Source organism: Kordia sp. E, assembly GCF_056033805.1.
In genome coordinates, this window is record NZ_JBRASR010000005.1 from 1 (window position 1) to 18093 (window position 18093).

General features: G+C 33.1%; 18 protein-coding genes and 2 tRNA genes. 13 read left to right on the forward strand and 7 right to left on the reverse strand.

What is annotated here, in order from left to right:
• Positions 1-403: T9SS type B sorting domain-containing protein (locus ACUUYC_RS21610; protein WP_474269315.1), on the forward strand; the 403-nt coding region annotated here is incomplete at its 5' end.
• Positions 404-742: 339 nt separating this feature from the next.
• Here ACUUYC_RS21610 and ACUUYC_RS21615 read toward each other — a convergent pair.
• Both ACUUYC_RS21615 and ACUUYC_RS21620 read right to left on the reverse strand, forming a co-directional pair.
• Positions 743-2263, reverse strand: coding sequence for an OmpP1/FadL family transporter (locus ACUUYC_RS21615; protein ID WP_474269317.1), 1521 nt, complete (start codon positions 2261-2263; stop codon positions 743-745).
• 50 nt (positions 2264-2313) lie between these two features.
• Positions 2314-3321 carry a hypothetical protein gene (locus ACUUYC_RS21620; RefSeq protein WP_474269319.1) on the reverse strand — a complete coding sequence of 336 codons (1008 nt, stop codon included), beginning with the start codon at positions 3319-3321 and terminating at the stop codon, positions 2314-2316.
• A gap of 100 nt (positions 3322-3421) precedes the next feature.
• Between ACUUYC_RS21620 and proS the strand changes: the two genes are divergently transcribed.
• The 4 genes from proS (at position 3422) to rpsT (ending at position 5485) form a co-directional block, all read left to right on the forward strand.
• Positions 3422-4900, forward strand: coding sequence for a proline--tRNA ligase (gene proS, locus ACUUYC_RS21625; protein WP_474269321.1), 1479 nt, complete (start codon positions 3422-3424; stop codon positions 4898-4900).
• Between the two features lie 77 nt (positions 4901-4977).
• Positions 4978-5049 (forward strand) — tRNA-Glu (locus ACUUYC_RS21630).
• A gap of 73 nt (positions 5050-5122) precedes the next feature.
• Positions 5123-5194, forward strand: a tRNA-Glu gene (locus ACUUYC_RS21635).
• A gap of 39 nt (positions 5195-5233) precedes the next feature.
• A complete protein-coding gene (gene rpsT / locus ACUUYC_RS21640) occupies positions 5234-5485 on the forward strand; it encodes a 30S ribosomal protein S20 (RefSeq protein WP_474269322.1) in 252 nt (83 codons plus the stop codon).
• 143 nt (positions 5486-5628) lie between these two features.
• On the opposite strand, the gene rho is transcribed toward rpsT, so the two are convergent.
• Complete coding sequence (gene rho / locus ACUUYC_RS21645; RefSeq protein ID WP_474269324.1) at positions 5629-7380, reverse strand: transcription termination factor Rho; 1752 nt, start codon at positions 7378-7380, stop codon at positions 5629-5631.
• A gap of 181 nt (positions 7381-7561) precedes the next feature.
• On the opposite strand from rho, the gene ACUUYC_RS21650 reads away from it, so the two are divergent.
• The 5 genes from ACUUYC_RS21650 (at position 7562) to ACUUYC_RS21670 (ending at position 11559) form a co-directional block, all read left to right on the forward strand.
• Positions 7562-7972 (forward strand): DUF4293 domain-containing protein, encoded by a 411-nt coding sequence (locus ACUUYC_RS21650; protein ID WP_474269326.1) that lies wholly within the window; start codon positions 7562-7564, stop codon positions 7970-7972.
• Between the two features lie 273 nt (positions 7973-8245).
• A complete protein-coding gene (locus ACUUYC_RS21655) occupies positions 8246-9100 on the forward strand; it encodes a hypothetical protein (protein ID WP_474269328.1) in 855 nt (284 codons plus the stop codon).
• Positions 9101-9336: 236 nt separating this feature from the next.
• Positions 9337-10197, forward strand: coding sequence for a DUF2589 domain-containing protein (locus tag ACUUYC_RS21660; RefSeq protein WP_474269330.1), 861 nt, complete (start codon positions 9337-9339; stop codon positions 10195-10197).
• Positions 10198-10218: 21 nt separating this feature from the next.
• Positions 10219-10983, forward strand: a complete 765-nt coding sequence (locus ACUUYC_RS21665; RefSeq protein WP_474269332.1) for a hypothetical protein — start codon at positions 10219-10221, stop codon at positions 10981-10983.
• A gap of 30 nt (positions 10984-11013) precedes the next feature.
• On the forward strand, positions 11014-11559 hold the full coding sequence (locus tag ACUUYC_RS21670) for a hypothetical protein (protein ID WP_474269334.1): 546 nt from the start codon (positions 11014-11016) through the stop codon (positions 11557-11559).
• A gap of 11 nt (positions 11560-11570) precedes the next feature.
• On the opposite strand, the gene ACUUYC_RS21675 is transcribed toward ACUUYC_RS21670, so the two are convergent.
• Entirely contained in the window at positions 11571-12767 is a 1197-nt protein-coding gene (locus ACUUYC_RS21675; protein WP_474269336.1) for an ankyrin repeat domain-containing protein, read from the reverse strand.
• A gap of 38 nt (positions 12768-12805) precedes the next feature.
• Positions 12806-13303 carry a metallophosphoesterase family protein gene (locus ACUUYC_RS21680; RefSeq protein ID WP_474269338.1) on the reverse strand — a complete coding sequence of 166 codons (498 nt, stop codon included), beginning with the start codon at positions 13301-13303 and terminating at the stop codon, positions 12806-12808.
• A gap of 184 nt (positions 13304-13487) precedes the next feature.
• Between ACUUYC_RS21680 and truA the strand changes: the two genes are divergently transcribed.
• Together truA and ACUUYC_RS21690 are read left to right on the forward strand one after the other, a co-directional pair.
• Complete coding sequence (gene truA, locus ACUUYC_RS21685) at positions 13488-14240, forward strand: tRNA pseudouridine(38-40) synthase TruA (RefSeq protein ID WP_474269340.1); 753 nt, start codon at positions 13488-13490, stop codon at positions 14238-14240.
• Positions 14233-16002 carry an ABC transporter ATP-binding protein gene (locus ACUUYC_RS21690; RefSeq protein WP_474269342.1) on the forward strand — a complete coding sequence of 590 codons (1770 nt, stop codon included), beginning with the start codon at positions 14233-14235 and terminating at the stop codon, positions 16000-16002. The genes truA and ACUUYC_RS21690 overlap by 8 nt, the downstream gene beginning before the upstream one ends.
• On the opposite strand, the gene ACUUYC_RS21695 is transcribed toward ACUUYC_RS21690, so the two are convergent.
• Positions 16003-16827, reverse strand: a complete 825-nt coding sequence (locus ACUUYC_RS21695; protein WP_474269344.1) for a DUF3667 domain-containing protein — start codon at positions 16825-16827, stop codon at positions 16003-16005. It lies immediately after the preceding gene.
• A gap of 93 nt (positions 16828-16920) precedes the next feature.
• On the reverse strand, positions 16921-17703 hold the full coding sequence (gene cdaA / locus ACUUYC_RS21700) for a diadenylate cyclase CdaA (RefSeq protein ID WP_474269346.1): 783 nt from the start codon (positions 17701-17703) through the stop codon (positions 16921-16923).
• Between the two features lie 170 nt (positions 17704-17873).
• Between cdaA and ACUUYC_RS21705 the strand changes: the two genes are divergently transcribed.
• A complete protein-coding gene (locus ACUUYC_RS21705; RefSeq protein WP_474269348.1) occupies positions 17874-18032 on the forward strand; it encodes a hypothetical protein in 159 nt (52 codons plus the stop codon).
• The last annotated feature ends 61 nt before the right edge of the window (positions 18033-18093 follow it).

The window sequence follows — 18093 nt, forward strand, 5'->3', positions numbered from 1 at the left end:
TTATGAGTATCAATTAGATGATGGAGCTTGGCAAACTGATGGAATATTCACGGATCTGCAATCAGGACAGCATACTATTACGGTAAGAGATACCAATGGATGTGGAGAGATTGTTAAGACCTTTGGATTGATAGACTTTATGCAGTTCTTTACACCAAATGGAGATGAGTATAACCCAACATGGAATATCATTGGACTGCAGAATCAACCAGCGGCGAAGATTTACATCTTTGACAGGTATGGAAAGCTCTTAAAACAGATTAGTCCTGCAGGACCAGGATGGGATGGAACTTTCAATGGAAACATTATGCCATCAGCTGATTATTGGTTTAGAGTCGAATATGTAGATCCATTTGATGGAACTCCAAAAGAGTTTATCAATCATTTTACACTTAAGAGATAATTTACACTGAAATAAAAAAAAGAAAAAACCGAAGGAATACTACCTTCGGTTTTTTTAGATATTTATAAGATTTTTAATATCAATCAAGTAATGATATAGTCGTTGATTTAAATTTAAAATAATTCAAGGGTGTGTAATGACTTTTAAATTATAATAAAAAAGAAATTGTATAGTGTTTGACCAAATGTAAAGCTAGGAAAATAACTTATTAAAGAAAGAACTTTCTGAATTAATTAAAATATAAAATCAAAAGGAAGAGTATAATATAAAAAAAAGCCTCATTAACAAATGAGGCCTTTTTTTATATGTATTTCCAAATCAATTAAGATTATATGTTCTTTATAATTTAAAAGAAAGTGATAACGTAAGATTTGTGTTGATGTTATTGATGGCAACAGCGTCAACTAAACCAGCTTGAAAAAGTTGTGAGTTGTTTGTTTGCTCACTTCTATCATAAGCCAAATCTAATGATATACTTCCAAAGTTGTACCCTAATCCTAAAGAATAGCCATCTAAATCACCAACAGTAGTGCCGTTTTTGTATGGACTTTCTTGGAATCTGTATCCGCCACGTAAGCTGATTTTTTTTATTCTATATTCCCCACCAATTCTATAAGTAGCTGCAGCTTGTAAGTTATCTCTAATACTATTATTAGCTACAAAGAAATCATTATCAGGACGTAATTTTGCATTCGCAAAATCTTGTACAGAATAATCAAAACTAATTAATCCTTTCTTTCCAAATATGTATGCTAAACTTCCTGTAACGATTGCTGGAGTTGTAATTTGATGTTCTCTATATGCATTTACTACATTTGGAAAAATATCTCTTCTTAAAATATCATCTGTATTACTTGGGTCTCTAAAATCTGTACTTAACCCTTGGATTAATTCGTCGTTTAAAGTGTACCAAGTAGGGGACTGATAAGAAGCTCCAATACGAAGATTTTTTGCTTTGTAAATAGCTCCAACTTGAAAAGAAATACCAGAACCGTATGTGTATAGTTCATTAGAAAATTCTGCGTATTGTAATCCAGAATCAACATCTACAGGCGTTTCAATCAAAACTCTACGTTCTCTATAGTCAACATCATGTGAGTTTACATTCAAACCAAAATACCAGTTATTTCTATATTGCGTACCAATATTAAATGTATATTTTCTATTAAACCCTGAAGTTTGTATAGTGTATTCATGATCTGCTCCAGCTGCATAATTTGCATTTGGACTATATGATGTATTTGCATTACTTGTATCATCAGGGTTAATCGCAAAACCTTCATACCCTAAGAAAGCTTGCTGTGCTGCAAAACCAAAATCTTCTCCTAAAATTAAATAGGTATCTGTATCGGTTTCTCCGGGTAATTGCGCAATATTTCCTAATTGTTGCCCATTTGCATAAAAATTGAAGTAATCTCCAATTCCTCTTGATGTGTTTCGTCCAGATGCGAAATAATTATTGTAATAATTGTCATTGTTCTGTACATTGACACCTAATGTGATTTTATTCCAACTACTATCTCCTAAATCTTTGAAGACAAAAACAATTCCAGCTTGATTTAAATCGAATTCAGATTCATTTCTACTTGCAGAAGTTCCGAAATAAGAAGTTTTATTATTATTATCGTAATTGCTTAATGTTACAGCTGTTTCGCTATTTGTGAAAACGGCAGATCCTGCGGCATTGATTGTAAATGCAGAGAAATCTCCTCCTAAAGCTCCGAAAGCTCCACTCATAGCTCTAAAACGGGCTGTTCCATTGACATTTTCCGTTGAAAAACGAACTACGTCATTTATATTTTGGGCGCTACCTATGTGCATAGATAATACACCTATGAATAGCATGAATACTTTTTTCATATTTTTTTTTTTGATTCTTATTTCTTAAAAGATATACGAGAATGTTTGGTTTAACCTCTTCCTCCGCGGCCTCTACTAGATCTTCCGCTACTACTAGATCTTCCTCCTCTAGATGATGATGATCTGACAGAATTACTTCTTGTTGAACGGTTATTACTTCTAACAGAATTACTTCTTGTTGTACCTCTTGTTGTAGATCTCGTATTAGACCTTACTTGTCTGGTGTTTCTAGTAACTCTAGTATTATTTCTTGTTCTAGTATTTTGAGTAGATCTGATTGTTCGTGTGTTAGATCGAGTTGCACGAACATTATTAGCTCTCCTTGAAGAACGTGAAGCATTATATCTTCTAGTATTACTATTTCCTCTTCTTGAATATGCAGTATTAGAACTTCTACCTGCTAAATCAGGGTTTCCGTAGTAATTTCCTCTTCTTCCTCTATTGTAAGCTACGTATGGGCTTCCATATCTATATCTATTAAAGTATGGATGTCCATATCCGTAAAATCCTCCATAACCAAAGTATGGGTTGTAGAATCCAGGACTCCAAAAACCAGGATATGGTGGGTAAGGAGACCAAAATGCTCCTCCAAAACCAAGTCCCCAATTGTTGCCCCAACGGTTATAACCCCATCCGTTATTAAAGCCCCATCCTCCGAAGCCCCAACCTCCATAACCAACAGAGCTTGAGTATATGTTAACAACGATATTATCAGCTACGTCTCCCCATGGAGAATAACTTTCTGAATAACCGATAGCTTCTGTGTCTGTGTCTGAATCAAGATTTTCTTGACTAGAGTAGGAGTCAACATCAGTGAAGATATCTCCATAGCGATCATCTGCTTCTAAAGATTTTTGTTCAAAATAATTTTGATATGCGCCATTCTTGTTTACAGTGGCAACTTCTGTAGTTTGTTTACGTTCTTTATTAGACCCGTAAATACCATCATCATCATACGATGCTTGCTGATAAGTACCACATGATGTTAATGTTAAAAATGTTATGGCTAGTATATGTATAGCTCTTATGTTGTTTTTTAAATAGTAAATAACTCGCATATCTCCTAAAATTAATTGTTGAACAATGCAAAAATAGTTAGTTTTGTCGAAACTATTTTTTATTTAACATATTCACAATATTTGTGCCAAACTACACAGAATGAGCAAGAAATTAACGAAGCGAAGTGACGATTACTCAAAATGGTATAACGAATTGGTTGTAAAGGCTGATTTAGCTGAGAATTCAGCAGTAAGAGGTTGCATGGTAATAAAGCCATATGGCTATGCAATTTGGGAAAAAATGCAAGCTCAATTAGATAAAATGTTCAAAGAAACTGGACATGAAAATGCTTATTTTCCATTATTTGTGCCGAAAAGCCTCTTTGAAGCAGAAGAAAAGAACGCCGAAGGCTTTGCAAAAGAGTGCGCAGTAGTGACACATTATAGACTTAAAAGTGATCCGGATAATGAAGGGAAACTAATTATTGATCCAAATGCAAAACTGGAGGAGGAGCTTATTGTTCGTCCTACGAGTGAGGCAATTATTTGGAACACTTATAAAAACTGGATTCAATCTTACAGAGATTTACCAATCTTAATCAATCAATGGGCAAATGTTGTTCGTTGGGAAATGCGTACACGTTTATTTTTAAGAACAGCCGAATTTTTATGGCAAGAAGGTCATACAGCACACGCAACTAAAGGTGAAGCTGTCACAGAATCATTATTAATGCAAAAAGTATATGCTGAATTTGCTGAAGATTTTATGGCAATGCCAGTTATAAAAGGCGCAAAAACCGAAAGTGAACGTTTTGCTGGTGCACTTGAAACATATACAATAGAAGCGCTAATGCAAGATGGAAAAGCATTACAAGCTGGAACATCTCACTTTTTAGGGCAAAACTTCGCTGAAGCTTTTGATGTAAAATATGTAAACAAAGAAGGGAAACAAGAATTAGTTTGGGCAACTTCTTGGGGAGTTTCTACACGATTAATGGGTGGTTTAATTATGACACACAGTGATGATGCAGGATTAGTATTACCTCCAAAACTAGCGCCAATACAAGTTGTTTTTGTTCCTATCTATAGAAATGAAGAACAATTTGAAGCTATTGCCGAAAAAGTGAATGAAATAGCTGATCAATTAAAAGAAAAAGGAGTTTCGGTAAAATTTGATAAAAGAGATACGTTAAGACCTGGTGCTAAATTTGCTGAATGGGAATTAAAAGGGGTTCCATTACGAATTGCTTTGGGTGCAAGAGATTTAGAAAACGGAACCTTAGAAATAGCTAGAAGAGATACTTTTGAAAAGCAATCTGTTGCTCAAAAAGATGCTGTAGAAACAGTTTTAAGCCTTTTAGAGACTATTCAAGTAGAATTATTTAACAAGGCAAAAAACTATCGATCTGAGTTTACTACGAGCGTAGATACCTTTGAAGAATTTAAGCAAGTCATTGATACTAAGGGTGGTTTCGTATCTGCACATTGGGATGGGACAGCTGAAACAGAAAACAAAATAAAAGAGCTTACAAAAGCAACAATAAGATGTATTCCATTAGATGCTTTGGAAGAAGAAGGAAAATGTGTATATTCGGGTCAGAATTCGACTAAAAGAGTTTTATTTGCTAAAGCATATTAAAAAAAAGAAAAAAACTTTTAAAAATAGTTGGAGCATATAAAAATAGTTGTATTTTTGCATCCGCTAACAGAAATAATGGCCCGTTCGTCTAGGGGTTAGGACGCCAGGTTTTCATCCTGGTAACAGGGGTTCGAATCCCCTACGGGCTACTAATTTTTTCTGTAAGTTTTATTTGCAAATGTTAATAATTAAATTAAATTTGCATCCTCATTGAGAAATGAAGGCCCGTTCGTCTAGGGGTTAGGACGCCAGGTTTTCATCCTGGTAACAGGGGTTCGAATCCCCTACGGGCTACTAAACATTAAGTTTAAAAAAGATTAATTAAGAAGAGAGATGGCAAATCACAAGTCAGCATTAAAAAGAATCAGAAGTAACGAGACTAAGCGTCTAAGAAATAGATATCAGCATAAAACTACTCGTAATGCAATTAAGAAATTAAAAGGTATTACAGATAAGAAAGAAGCTGAAACTTTATATACTAATGTAGCTTCTATGATTGATAAATTAGCAAAGCGTAATATTATTCATAATAATAAAGCAGCTAATTTAAAATCGAAACTTGCAAAGCACGTAAGCGCATTATAGTATAATACGTTTATTAGATATACAATAACTCCAACTAAGTTGGAGTTTTTTTTATGCCTTCGTTTTACCTAAAAGCTAAAAATAAAAAAGCTGCTTACAAATTGTAAGCAGCTTTTTTATTTTTATAATCTTCTTAATTTCTTCTATGCATTCATAGAAATTAAGAATTCTTCGTTATTTCTAGTTTGCTTAATACGTTGATTAATGAATTCCATTGCTTCTACAGGATTCATATCTGCAAGATACTTACGCAATACCCACATACGTTGTATAGTAGTTTCGTCAAGTAATAAATCATCTCTACGTGTACTTGAAGAAGTAAGGTCGATAGCAGGGAAAATTCTTCTATTAGAAATCTTACGATCCAATTGAAGTTCCATATTACCAGTTCCTTTAAACTCTTCAAAAATTACTTCATCCATCTTAGATCCAGTTTCAGTCAATGCAGTTGCAATAATTGATAAAGATCCGCCGCCTTCAATATTTCTGGCAGCTCCAAAGAAACGTTTTGGTTTGTGAAGTGCATTTGCATCAACACCACCACTTAATATTTTACCAGATGCAGGTTGTACAGTATTATATGCTCTGGCAAGTCTTGTAATAGAATCTAATAAAATTACTACATCATGACCGCATTCTACTAAGCGTTTTGCTTTTTCCAATACGATATTCGCAACTTTTACGTGATCTGTAGCTTCTTTATCAAAAGTTGAAGCAATTACTTCTCCTTTTACATTACGTTGCATGTCGGTAACTTCTTCCGGACGTTCATCAATTAATAAAACAATTTGATACACTTCAGGATGATTTGCAGCAATTGCATTCGCAACATCTTTTAATAACATGGTTTTACCAGTCTTTGGTTGCGAAACAATCATACCTCTTTGTCCTTTCCCGATAGGAGAGAATAAATCCATAATTCGTGTAGAAATTGTACTTTGACGCTCTGCCAAATTAAATTTCTCATCTGGAAATAATGGTGTTAAGTGTTCAAAAGCAACACGATCTCTCACAACTTGAGGATCCTGTCCATTAATTTTACTTACTTTAATTAATGGGAAATATTTTTCTCCTTCTTTTGGAGGTCTTACAATTCCTAAAACAGTATCTCCAGTTTTTAATCCGAATAAACGAATTTGAGATTGTGATACATAAATATCATCAGGAGACGATAAGTAGTTATAATCAGATGATCTTAAAAAACCATAGCCATCTTGCATGATATCTAAAACACCTTCACTTTCAATAATTCCATCGAATTCAAAATCAGGCTCACGGTAACGATTACGCTGATCTTTATTTCCGTTATTCTTGTTAGAAGAATGATCTTTCTTATTATTATGTTTAGAATGATCTTTCTTATTAGTATGTTTTTGATTGTTGTTATGTTGCTGCTTGTTATTATTGTTGTTATCTGATTTAGTATCATTTCCAGACTTCTTCGAATCATCTTTCTTATTATGAGTGTGAGAAGGTGTATTTTTTTGATTCTTATCAGATTGTTTACGAGCAGGCTTATTTTGTTTTGGAGCCTGTTGTGATTGTGTGTTAGACTTTTCAGGAGTCTTTAATTCTGGTTTGTTTTGCTGAGGAGGAGATTGTTTAGGAGAAGCCTGTTGTGGAGGAGTAGAAGTAGAAGGTTGTTGTTTCTTTTCTGTTCGCTGATTAGGTTCTCTTTTTATTCGCTTTCGTTGTTTCGGTGCAGCGTCTTCAGCAGTTTTTGATTCAGATTTTGTGATTGGTGCTACCGATTCAGGATTGCTTGCTTGAAGATCTAATATCTTGTAAATTAAATCTAATTTCTTTAAAGTTCTATATTTAGGAACAGATAAAGTTTTGGCGATTTCCTGTAATTCGGGGAGCTTTTTGCTCTTTAATTCTGAAATTTCTAACATTTATATGGCTGTAATGAATTATTGTTTGAAAAAATTGAGTGATAAAGTACTCGTATGAAGTGTGTAAATCTATTAGTAACAATAGATTATGAATTGTCTATGCAATAATACAAATTTATTTTAATAAACAAAATAGTATTTTATGAAAAGAACTATTATTTTTGTGAACCAATTATAAGATATGATCCAAAGAATACAAAGCATTTACATGTTATTAGTTGCCGCAATAAGTGGCGGACTAACATTTGTGTTTAGTTTGTATACAATGGCAAATAAAACTATTGTGTTTGCAAAAGACGATCCTATATTCATAGGTTTGTTTATAGCTTCGGCTGTATTAGCATTGATCACTATCTTTTTATTTAAAAATAGAAAATTACAATTTGTGTTGAATCGTTTCAACAACATATTTAATCTTATTTTATTAGGAGTATTTGTATATCGAATGCTAAATTTATCTGGAGAGATGGAAATCTCTGAGAAAGGTATTGGGATCATTCTTCCTATTATTTCTATCGTTTTATTAGTGCTCGCAAACCGAGCAATAAAGAAGGACGAAGATCTCGTAAAATCTGTAGATCGATTGCGATAAACCTAACATCTTAGTAATATTAGTGCGTTAAAAACTCCAAAGTCAAAAGCTTTGGAGTTTTTTTATTAGTATAATTCAATTTTGAAAAGTCTGAAAAGTGTTTTTTATATTTAAGTTGAATCAATTCTGCAAAAAAAACAAACCCTCAGTCTTTTCAATCTAAAATTAGTAAACAAGTAAAAATACGGGATTCTTAAAATCAAGAAAATTACGTTAAAAAACACGATGATTCAATTGTAAGTTTACGGAATAACAAACTAAAAAACTTTAATTATGGAACTTACAGCATCAATTTATGGAGGTGGACCTTTTTACCCAGGAGAAAACTCAGCATTACCAAGACTTAAAGAAACAGGATTTACAACAGTGGTCTGTTGGGCACTTCATGTACGTCCAAATGGAGATATAGCATATAATGATACACTTATTGTTACTAACGGACAGTACGTTGGAGATGAATCATGGGGCGGAATGTTAGAAGAAGTAAAAGAAGGCGGAAGCGTTAATAGAATATTATTTTCAATTGGTGGATGGCAAACGAATGACTTTTATCATATTATGAGTTTACTAAATACATATGGTGACGGTCCTTCAAGCATTTTATATAAAAACTTTGAAGCATTACTTCGTGAGATTCCTGCAATTGATGGAATTGATTATGATGATGAAGGAAACTATAATATCAATACCATTGTAAGACTTAGTCGTATGTTAGCAGGTATTGGATATAAAGAAATTACATTTTGTCCATATTCTAATTCATCATTTTGGATCAATTGTTTGGTATCAATAGAACAAATGAATCCAGGGTTAGTTACAGCATTCAACTTACAATGTTATGCTGGTGGAGCATCCAATATAGGAAATGTGAAAAAGGATTGGATCAATCCTTTACAAATAGCTATGGGACCAAATTTTGATGCGGCTGGTTTTGTTGATCCAGGTTTATGGTGTAAGCATGGTGATGAATGTTCACAGGGAATGACTCCAAAACAAATTCAAAGTCAATTCGCAAAATGGAAAAAGGATAAAATTCAAGGTGGATTTATCTGGTTATATGATGATATTGAAAAATGTGGGAACGATCCAGAAGCATATTCAGATGCTATATTGAGTGGATTAAGCTAAAAGAAATAAAAAATACTACATATTGAATGATTCAAACCTCAGTTTTAAACTGAGGTTTGTTGTTTTTAGAGATTTCCACTAAAAATTAAATAGTGTTTTCCCTGTGTTATTCTAGTTTTCTTCCTTGTATTCTTCTCTTACAATAATAGCAATTTTGCCCTGTACAATTTCGAAACTGAACAGGCGAATACCGAAAAGCCTTTAGAATAGAGTAGGTGAAACAGAAACACAATATTATGAGTTTATCAAAATATAACCCAGGACAAGAACTGGCAAGTATTGATTTTGAATCTATGATTGGTGGACCGTTAATCTCGGTAGTAAATGCGCAAGCACAAGCTTCAATGAGTTCGGTAGATTTTATCCAAAAAGTAGGTTTTACAGAAGACAAAGATCCGATTTATGTATCTTTTAAATATCCAAAACAAGTTGCACCGTATCAAGATGGAAACACAGATCAGGTATTATCTATTACAGTTACAGCTGGAGGAGAAGATTATGCAACAGCACCAACAGTAACACTTAGTGGTGGAGGAGGAAGTGGAGCAACAGCAACAGCTTACTTAAATGCTTCAGGAGAAGTTGATCGTATTGAGATTGATAGCCCAGGAAGTGGTTATACTTCAGCACCATCTGTAGCATTTGCAGGAGGAACAGCAGTAGCAAGTGGAACAATAGTACAGCCAACAGCTACAGCAGCTCTAGGAACACAAGTTGCAAGAGCAGCACAATTTCAAGATATGAAAATTGAAGTGCCAATCTTAACAATGTTACCTATTCCTTTTATTCGTATTGACGAAACTACAGTAGATTTTAATGCTAAAATCAACTCGGTAGAATCTAGAAATGTAGAAACTGAATTCGGAATCAAAGGAGATTTAACAGTGAAACAACGTTGGCCAGGTGGATCAGCAAAACTGAATGTTTCTGCTTCGTACAAACGTAAGTCACAACAAGGATTTAACATTGAAAAAACATATTCAATGGCAGTACATGTAAAAGCAGTACAAGATGAAATGCCAGCAGGAATGGAAAAACTGTTAGGAATTTTAGAAAATGCAATTGTTTCAACTCCAAGTGCTATTCCAGCAGCTTAATTTTAATAAGTAAAAAAAACAATGGCAAATTTACAAGATTATTTAGGGACATTGGTCGCTAGTGTAAATCAAGCAAGAGTATTGGCGGATATTGAATCCGCCAACATTGCTGAACAATATGCGCAGCACCGTTTGTTAAAGCACTTTTCTATTCCAAGAATGAAAATGCAAAATGTAGAGTTTACAATTCCTATTGCGATAGAAGATGTACAAACTACGGAACCAAGAGATTATCAACCAATTGATAATAAATCGTTTGTGTCACAAGCGTATGATGAATTAACGAATGTGTATCAAGTAAGGAGTTTTGATAGAACTTCGTCTTTACAACTACGAAAAGTATTGTACAAACATGCAGATGAACTAGAAAAACGTTTAAAATCTGGCGAAAGCGTTGATATTGCTTTAAAAGAATTTTCATATAAAATTGCAACTGAAGCATTAAGTATAAAAGCACCAGATCAATCTACATCAGCAAATATTGCAACTGGCGCAACATCTATCAAATCAAAAGGAGAAAAAGCTGAGAGAGCCGAAAAAGTAGTGTCGCTTACGAAAGATGTAATAAGTGAAAAAATGATCACACGATTGCAATCGGAAGTACGACCAAAAGAAATGCAACGCAACATAGAAAACGCTAATGTTATTGTGGAAGCGAGCAGGCTTAGAGAGCAAAAAACAGAAAACATGGTTTTCATCAAAATGACTGTTCTTGAAGAAGGAATGGAATGGCATACGATTGAAAATGAAGATGGAACAAGCAATTCAAAACTTTTACCAGAATAGTAGCAAGAGAAAAAATGTAAAACAATACCGATGAACAAATCTTTAGTAGATATCGTAGAGAAATGTAAAGCCTTTTTATTTCAAGTTCCCAATTTAGCAGACAAGTTAGGAGAAAAAGATGTACACTTTATAGCGGAACTGACAACATGGTTACAAGAATCGGAAGAATTCTTAAAAACATACAACTACGCACAATGTTCAGAGATAGCAGGATTAAGGAGTCAACTCATGACTCCTTTGTTATCCTCTGAGAAAAATTCGTCCAAACGAAAAGAACAACTATATGTTGCTTCTACCATATTATATCCAGCACAAGGCGTATTGCAAGCGGTTTTAGAGCCAATTGAATTTAAAGTACAACAAGCAAGAGAAATTATTGCGCAATTATTACAATTGGCAAAACAAGCAGGAATGATTCGTTATGAAGCGCATATTGATTTCAATACCTACATCATGGGAATATTTGAAATCTTTAAAAGTCACGAACAACTTAGAGCAAGTATGACCAAAGTGTTAACGATGGTAAACCGATCAGATGTATTGCGAATTATGGCAGAAGAAATTGATTTTTCTTAAGACATGATTTTTTAACTTAAAAGTTTAGCCATTTCATCATCATCCCAATATTTTGCAACCTCAGAAGCTTTTGTTCCTTTATTAAAACTTGCAAACGCTTCTGTACTACCTATGTTTATGTCTAAACCTTTTTCAATAAGGAATTTCGCCATTTCTGGATGTCCACCTTGATCTGCTAAATAATGTGCAGGTGTCCAACCATTCTGATCAAGTACATTTGGATCTGCATCTTCATGAATTTCAAAATAAGTCTTTAGTCCATCCAAACGTTTACTTCTTGCCAAATAGTGTAAACAATGAATACCTTGCTCATTTTTAATATCGAATGGAAATTTATTTGAAAATAAACCTTCAATTATTTCTGGTTCTCCTACAGAGCACGCATGAATTGTGGCAGAACTTCCAGCATTATCTACATGGTTTTTATTTAAGTTACTTCTATTAAGATACAGGCTAATACAACTTATGGCATTTAAATATTTCTCCAAACCATCAGGTGTCCATGAATATTCGCTGATTTCTTCTTGTTCCCAAATTTCTAAATCTGTGCTTGAATCATTTACATCACCTGTATACGGTTTAATATACTGCATCCAACCGTTTGTAATTTTGTATTTAACACGTACACCATCATTTTCACCAATACTTTCCCAATCTTTAATTTTTGTATTATCCAAATGCATAATACTATTTAATAAAGGAGAAGCGCCGTAATTATCAGTAGTGTTTATATCAGCTTTCATCCTTAGTAAATCTCCAATCATGAGATAACTTCCTGATGAAGCAGCAACATTTAAAGGCGTTTGCCCGTAAATATCTTTAGCTTCTAAATCAATTTCTTTAATTTCTTCTAATTTAAAAATATAAGTCAAATCTATCGCTGCGGCTAAATGTAGTAAAGTTCCTCCTTTATCGGTTTTCACCAAAACATCAGCTCCATGCTTGATAAGAATTTTACAAATATTAATATGTTCTTTTGAAACGGCTAATTGCAATGGATAGAATTCTTGATTGTCAGTGATATTCAAATCAGCTCCATTGTCAAGTAAAATTTGTACAATATCATCATGACCATTAAATGCAGCACAATGCAATGCTCTTGAATTTGGTCCCATAAAATTTACGTCTGCTCCGTTTGCAATACAATTTTCTACAGTTTCGAGCACGCCATTTTCTGAAGCAATGATTAATTCTTTATTGAAATCCATGATTAGCTATATTATATTTTGAATTGTTATTGATGTGTTTAATGTCTATTGGCGAGTTCTATAATCTCTAAATCTTTAATTTTATCTCCATCAATCACAAAACGAAGCATAGTTCGTACTTTATGAAAACCATGTTTTCCACATGCACCTGGATTCATGTGTAATAAATCGAGTTTCTTATCAAACATGACTTTCAAAATATGCGAATGTCCACAGATAAATAGCTTTGGCGGATTTTTCTGAATTTCTTCGCGTATACGCACATTATATTTATTAGGATATCCGCCAATATGTGTGATCCAAACATCAACGCCTTCACACATAAAACGATTGTTTTCAGGAAACTCCATTCGTGCTTTATCATTGTCAATATTTCCATACACGCCGCGCAAAGGTTTCAGTTTCTGAATAGTATCTGTCACAGACAAATCGCCAATATCGCCTGCATGCCATACTTCATCAGCATTTTTGACATGCTTTAAAATTTGATCGTCAATATGACTGTGCGTATCTGATAATAATAAAATTTTCTTCATAAAATTGCTTTGCTAAACCTGTGCGTTATTTATAAGAAATTCACCTTTAAAATATCGAATCTAACTTCTATATATTTAAATCTCGATTATCGAGTAAAACTTTGCTAAATAATTGTGAATTCAAGTAAAATAATGAATTAAAACTTATCTTTGTGAGTCTGAAACAAAAGTAGCAAATATTACCTTGAGATACTTCATTGAACTTTCTTATAATGGCGAAAAATATCACGGTTGGCAAAATCAACCAAACGCTATCTCTGTACAAGAAGTTATCGAAAAAGCAATCTCAACCTTATTGCGAACAAAACTTTCAATTTTAGGTGCAGGAAGAACAGATGCAGGCGTACATGCCAAGCAAATGTTTGCACATTTTGATACGAATCTCGAAATAAATTGCTCAGAATTAACGTTAAAACTCAATTCATTTTTACCGAAAGATGTTGCAATTCAAGATATTCATGCAGTAAAAGATGATGCGCATGCACGATTTGATGCCACAGGAAGAACGTACGAATATTTAATTGTTACCGAGAAAAACCCGTTTCAAAATCATTCAGCACACTTAGTTTACAAAAACTTGAATGTCGATTTAATGAATGAAGCCGCAAACGAATTATTTAACTATGACGATTTTAAATGTTTTTCAAAAACACATACAGATGTAAAAACATATATCTGTAAAATTGAAAAAGCATTTTGGGAGCAACGAAATGAATTTTTAGTATTTACAATCAGAGCTGATCGCTTTTTAAGAAACATGGTAAGAGCAATTGTTGGAACACTGTTAGAAGTTGGGTTGGGTAAAATATCAATAGCAGAATTTAAACAAATTATAGAATCGAGAAATCGAAACAACGCAGGAACTTCCGTACCTGGAAAAGCATTATATTTAACCGCGGTAACATATCCTGCAGAAACATTTAAAACACATGGCTAAAGTAACAGGAAAAGTATTCGACGTAGGTCTTTTTAGAAGATTGTTGGTCTATACCAATCCGTACAAAATCACTTTATATTTTGTAGCAATAGCAGCAGTATTACTATCTGTTTTTGCAGTCACACGCCCTATTTTATTAAAAACTACAATAAACGATTATATCTTAACTAAAGATGAGTATGGATTATTAATCTTTATATTATTGATGCTTGGCGTATTGGTATTTGAGGTTTTATTTCAATTTTTATTTGTCTTTTATGCAAACTGGCTTGGACAGAGTATCATTAAAGATATTCGTCAAAAACTATTCAACCATATGCTAAATTTTAAAATGGCATATTATGATAAATCATCTGTCGGACGTTTAGTCACGAGAGCTGTAAGCGATATTGAAACCATTGCAAGTATTTTTAGCCAAGGATTATTTGTCATCATTGCTGATTTATTGAAAATGTTAGTAGTAATGGGCGTAATGTTGTGGATGAGTTGGAAACTGTCGATAATTGTATTTGTGATACTACCAATGATTATTTACGCGACACGAGTATTTCAGAAAGCAATGAAACATGCTTTTGAAGAAGTGCGTGCTGAGATCTCCAATTTGAATTCTTTTGTGCAAGAACGCGTTACAGGAATGAAAATTGTACAACTATTTTCAAGAGAAAAAACGGAGTACAACAGCTTTAAGAAAATCAACGAAAAGCATAAAAAAGGTTGGTTAAAAACGGTTTGGTATAACTCTATATTTTTCCCAATTCCAGAATTAGCAAACGCTATTGCAGTTGGTTTGGTAGTTTGGTATGGAGGATTAATGTCTGCCCAAAGTGGTTCGATAGATTCAGTAGGTGAAATAGTAGCATTCATTATGATGATAGGAATGTTATTTAGACCATTACGACAAATTGCAGACAAGTTCAATACATTACAAATGGGAATGGTAGCTGCAGGTCGTGTTTTTTCAATTTTAGATACTGAAAGTAGTATTTCGGATGAAGGAACAATTACAGCATTAGACATCAAAGGAGATATCAGTTTCAAAGATGTGCATTTTTCATATATCGAAGGAGAAGAAGTATTACATGGAATTTCGTTTGATGTAAAACAAGGACAAACAGTTGCAATTGTTGGTGCTACTGGAGCAGGAAAATCAACAATTATAAACTTGCTAAATCGTTTTTATGAAATAGATTCTGGTACAATATGCATTGATGAAACAAATGTAAAAGATGTAAAACTAGATGCTTTGCGTACTAAAATTGCAGTGGTTTTACAAGATGTATTTTTATTTGCAGACACTATTTTAAATAATATCACACTACAAAATCCTTCAATCACACGGGAAACAGTTGAAAAAGCAGCCAAACAAATTGGTGTACACGATTTCATCATGAGTTTGCCTAATAATTATGATTACAACGTAAAAGAACGTGGTGGAATGCTTTCTTCTGGACAGCGACAATTGATATCATTTTTACGTGCATATGTCACAAATCCTGGAATCTTAATCTTAGATGAAGCAACATCTTCGGTAGATTCGTATTCGGAACAACTCATTCAAAATGCTACGGATACCATTACACAAGGAAGAACTTCTATTGTTATTGCACACAGACTGGCAACCATTAAAAAAGCAGATACAATTATTGTAATGGATGCTGGGAAAATTGTTGAGCAAGGTTCTCACAATGAGTTGCTTCAACTTGAAAACGGATATTATAAAAATCTGTATGAAGTGCAATTCATTCAACAAGAAAACAATTAACTATTTCCCTCTCAATTTGCGTTGTTCTTCTATCATTTCAAGCATAGTGCCATCTAAAAACATATTGGTAACCATGATCACACCTACAATTAAGGTAATAATAATATAGAAGCCAAGCCCGACAACTAAAAACAAAAGTGTCTTTAAAAATATTTTTTTAAAACTTAGTCCATACAATCGTTTCAATACATATGCTACATACAAAGTACTAAATGGTATTGACAGTGCAGTTAAGTAATTTAGTATTGGGGAATAAATGATAATAGAAATTAAATACAATACATTAAGAAGTACGAGCGTATGTGAATATGCATATAGATAAATAACAGCATGTTCGGTGTAGTTATATTTCTTATAATTATAAAATACAATTTTAGAAATTAATGCTAAAAGCGGAATCATTAGGAAGTACATTAATGATTGATAATCAAAAATTGTAGTCATCATGTCCGAAAACATTTCCTGTTGTACTTTAGATTGCTGAGATGCTTGTAAAACATCCATGGCTCCTTTAAAGATTTCAGGGAAAAATTTCAAGAAAATAAAGGTAAAAAAACCAGTAATGGTAAGTGATATAGCAAAGTAGTTAAAAACGTTTAAATACTTTTTTCGTGTACCATTTATGAAACTATCAATAACGACTTCAGGTTGTGTAAACATATGACGTACCGTTTTAAAAAAGGTATTATCATAATTTAGAAATCGTTGTGAAAATTCACCCCATAAACTTTTTAGCGTTAAACGATTTTGAATCACTTTTGCGCCACAATTTGGACAAAATTTTTGTTCAGCTTTTAGTTGATGTGTACAGTTTTTACAATTCATAAGCTTAGGTTTTAGCTTAAATTTTTAAGGGAAATATAATTACTAGTTTTTGGTCAATAGTTGTGATATGGGCAAAATGTTACCCAAAAATGATTAGCTCAAATCATTTTGAACCATTTCTTGCAACATCGGAACATCTTCATACAACACAAATTCACCATTTTTGATATATGAAATTTGTCCGGTTTCTTCTGAAACAACGATTACTAATGCATCTGTTTTTTCGGTAATTCCGACGGCAGCTCTGTGTCGCAAACCAAATCGTTGTGGAATAGTTGTTTCCTTTGAAATTGGCAAAATAACACGTGTAGCAGTCACACGATTACCTTCAATAATAATAGCGCCATCATGCAGCGGGCTATTTTTAAAAAAGATACTTTCCAAGGTAGGAACGTTTACATCCATGCCCATTTTATCACCTGAATCCTTTACAAAATCCAATGAATTATTGCGTTCAATTACAATAATAGCACCAGTTTTAGTAGTAGCCATTCGCGCGCAAGCGGTCATAATAGCTTCTACATTGGTTTCAGTATTGATATCTTGTTTCAAAAACTTAAAGTGCTTCACAAAACTTCGTCTTGTAGCAAAATTAGTAGAACCAATCATCAATAAAAACTTTCTAATTTCTTGCTGAAAAACAATAAACAAAGCAATAATTCCAACATTAATAAATCCACCAAAAATATTGCTCAACACTTTCATTTCAAGTGCTTCTGTAACTTTCCAAATAATGAAAATAATTACAATTCCGATAAAAATATTAATTGCAGCGGTTCCTTTCACAAGCTTATATACATAATATAAAAGCACTGCTACCAAAATGATTTCAATGAAATCTAACCAGCCAAAATTTAAAAAGCTTAAAAAATCCAAAATGAGTTGGGTAAACGATTGGAGTAAAAATAGCAAATATTATAGAATGTAAAGCTAAAACCTGCTTTTTTTCAAATTTGAGAGGTGATCATTTCTATTTAAGGTAAAACCTTACTTGTTAAATAAGTTATTACAGTATATTTAGTATTATTAATCAAAAAATTTACACTATGTTACACAAAATTTTAAACCTAAAAGGAGTAGAAGAAATTGCAAAACAACAACAGCACAAAATCAATGGAGGTCGTGCTAAGTGCTTTAACGGAGGCGTTTGTACAGAATGTGGACACCATTGTGCAGAAGTACAATGTTGCTTCTGTTTAGATTAAATCTCGAGGAAATATTAAAAAAGTTGTCTAGAAAATAGTTTAGGCAACTTTTGCTTTTTTA

Bases quoted from the DNA above. Each gene is read 5' to 3' on its own strand.
- ACUUYC_RS21615 (WP_474269317.1), bottom strand. From the start codon at position 2,263: ATGAAAAAAGTATTCATGCTATTCATAGGTGTATTATCTATGCACATA.
- ACUUYC_RS21620 (WP_474269319.1), bottom strand. From the start codon at position 3,321: ATGCGAGTTATTTACTATTTAAAAAACAACATAAGAGCTATACATATA.
- proS (WP_474269321.1), top strand. From the start codon at position 3,422: ATGAGCAAGAAATTAACGAAGCGAAGTGACGATTACTCAAAATGGTAT.
- rpsT (WP_474269322.1), top strand. From the start codon at position 5,234: ATGGCAAATCACAAGTCAGCATTAAAAAGAATCAGAAGTAACGAGACT.
- rho (WP_474269324.1), bottom strand. From the start codon at position 7,380: ATGTTAGAAATTTCAGAATTAAAGAGCAAAAAGCTCCCCGAATTACAG.
- ACUUYC_RS21650 (WP_474269326.1), top strand. From the start codon at position 7,562: ATGATCCAAAGAATACAAAGCATTTACATGTTATTAGTTGCCGCAATA.
- ACUUYC_RS21655 (WP_474269328.1), top strand. From the start codon at position 8,246: ATGGAACTTACAGCATCAATTTATGGAGGTGGACCTTTTTACCCAGGA.
- ACUUYC_RS21660 (WP_474269330.1), top strand. From the start codon at position 9,337: ATGAGTTTATCAAAATATAACCCAGGACAAGAACTGGCAAGTATTGAT.
- ACUUYC_RS21665 (WP_474269332.1), top strand. From the start codon at position 10,219: ATGGCAAATTTACAAGATTATTTAGGGACATTGGTCGCTAGTGTAAAT.
- ACUUYC_RS21670 (WP_474269334.1), top strand. From the start codon at position 11,014: ATGAACAAATCTTTAGTAGATATCGTAGAGAAATGTAAAGCCTTTTTA.
- ACUUYC_RS21675 (WP_474269336.1), bottom strand. From the start codon at position 12,767: ATGGATTTCAATAAAGAATTAATCATTGCTTCAGAAAATGGCGTGCTC.
- ACUUYC_RS21680 (WP_474269338.1), bottom strand. From the start codon at position 13,303: ATGAAGAAAATTTTATTATTATCAGATACGCACAGTCATATTGACGAT.
- ACUUYC_RS21690 (WP_474269342.1), top strand. From the start codon at position 14,233: ATGGCTAAAGTAACAGGAAAAGTATTCGACGTAGGTCTTTTTAGAAGA.
- ACUUYC_RS21695 (WP_474269344.1), bottom strand. From the start codon at position 16,827: ATGAATTGTAAAAACTGTACACATCAACTAAAAGCTGAACAAAAATTT.
- ACUUYC_RS21705 (WP_474269348.1), top strand. From the start codon at position 17,874: ATGTTACACAAAATTTTAAACCTAAAAGGAGTAGAAGAAATTGCAAAA.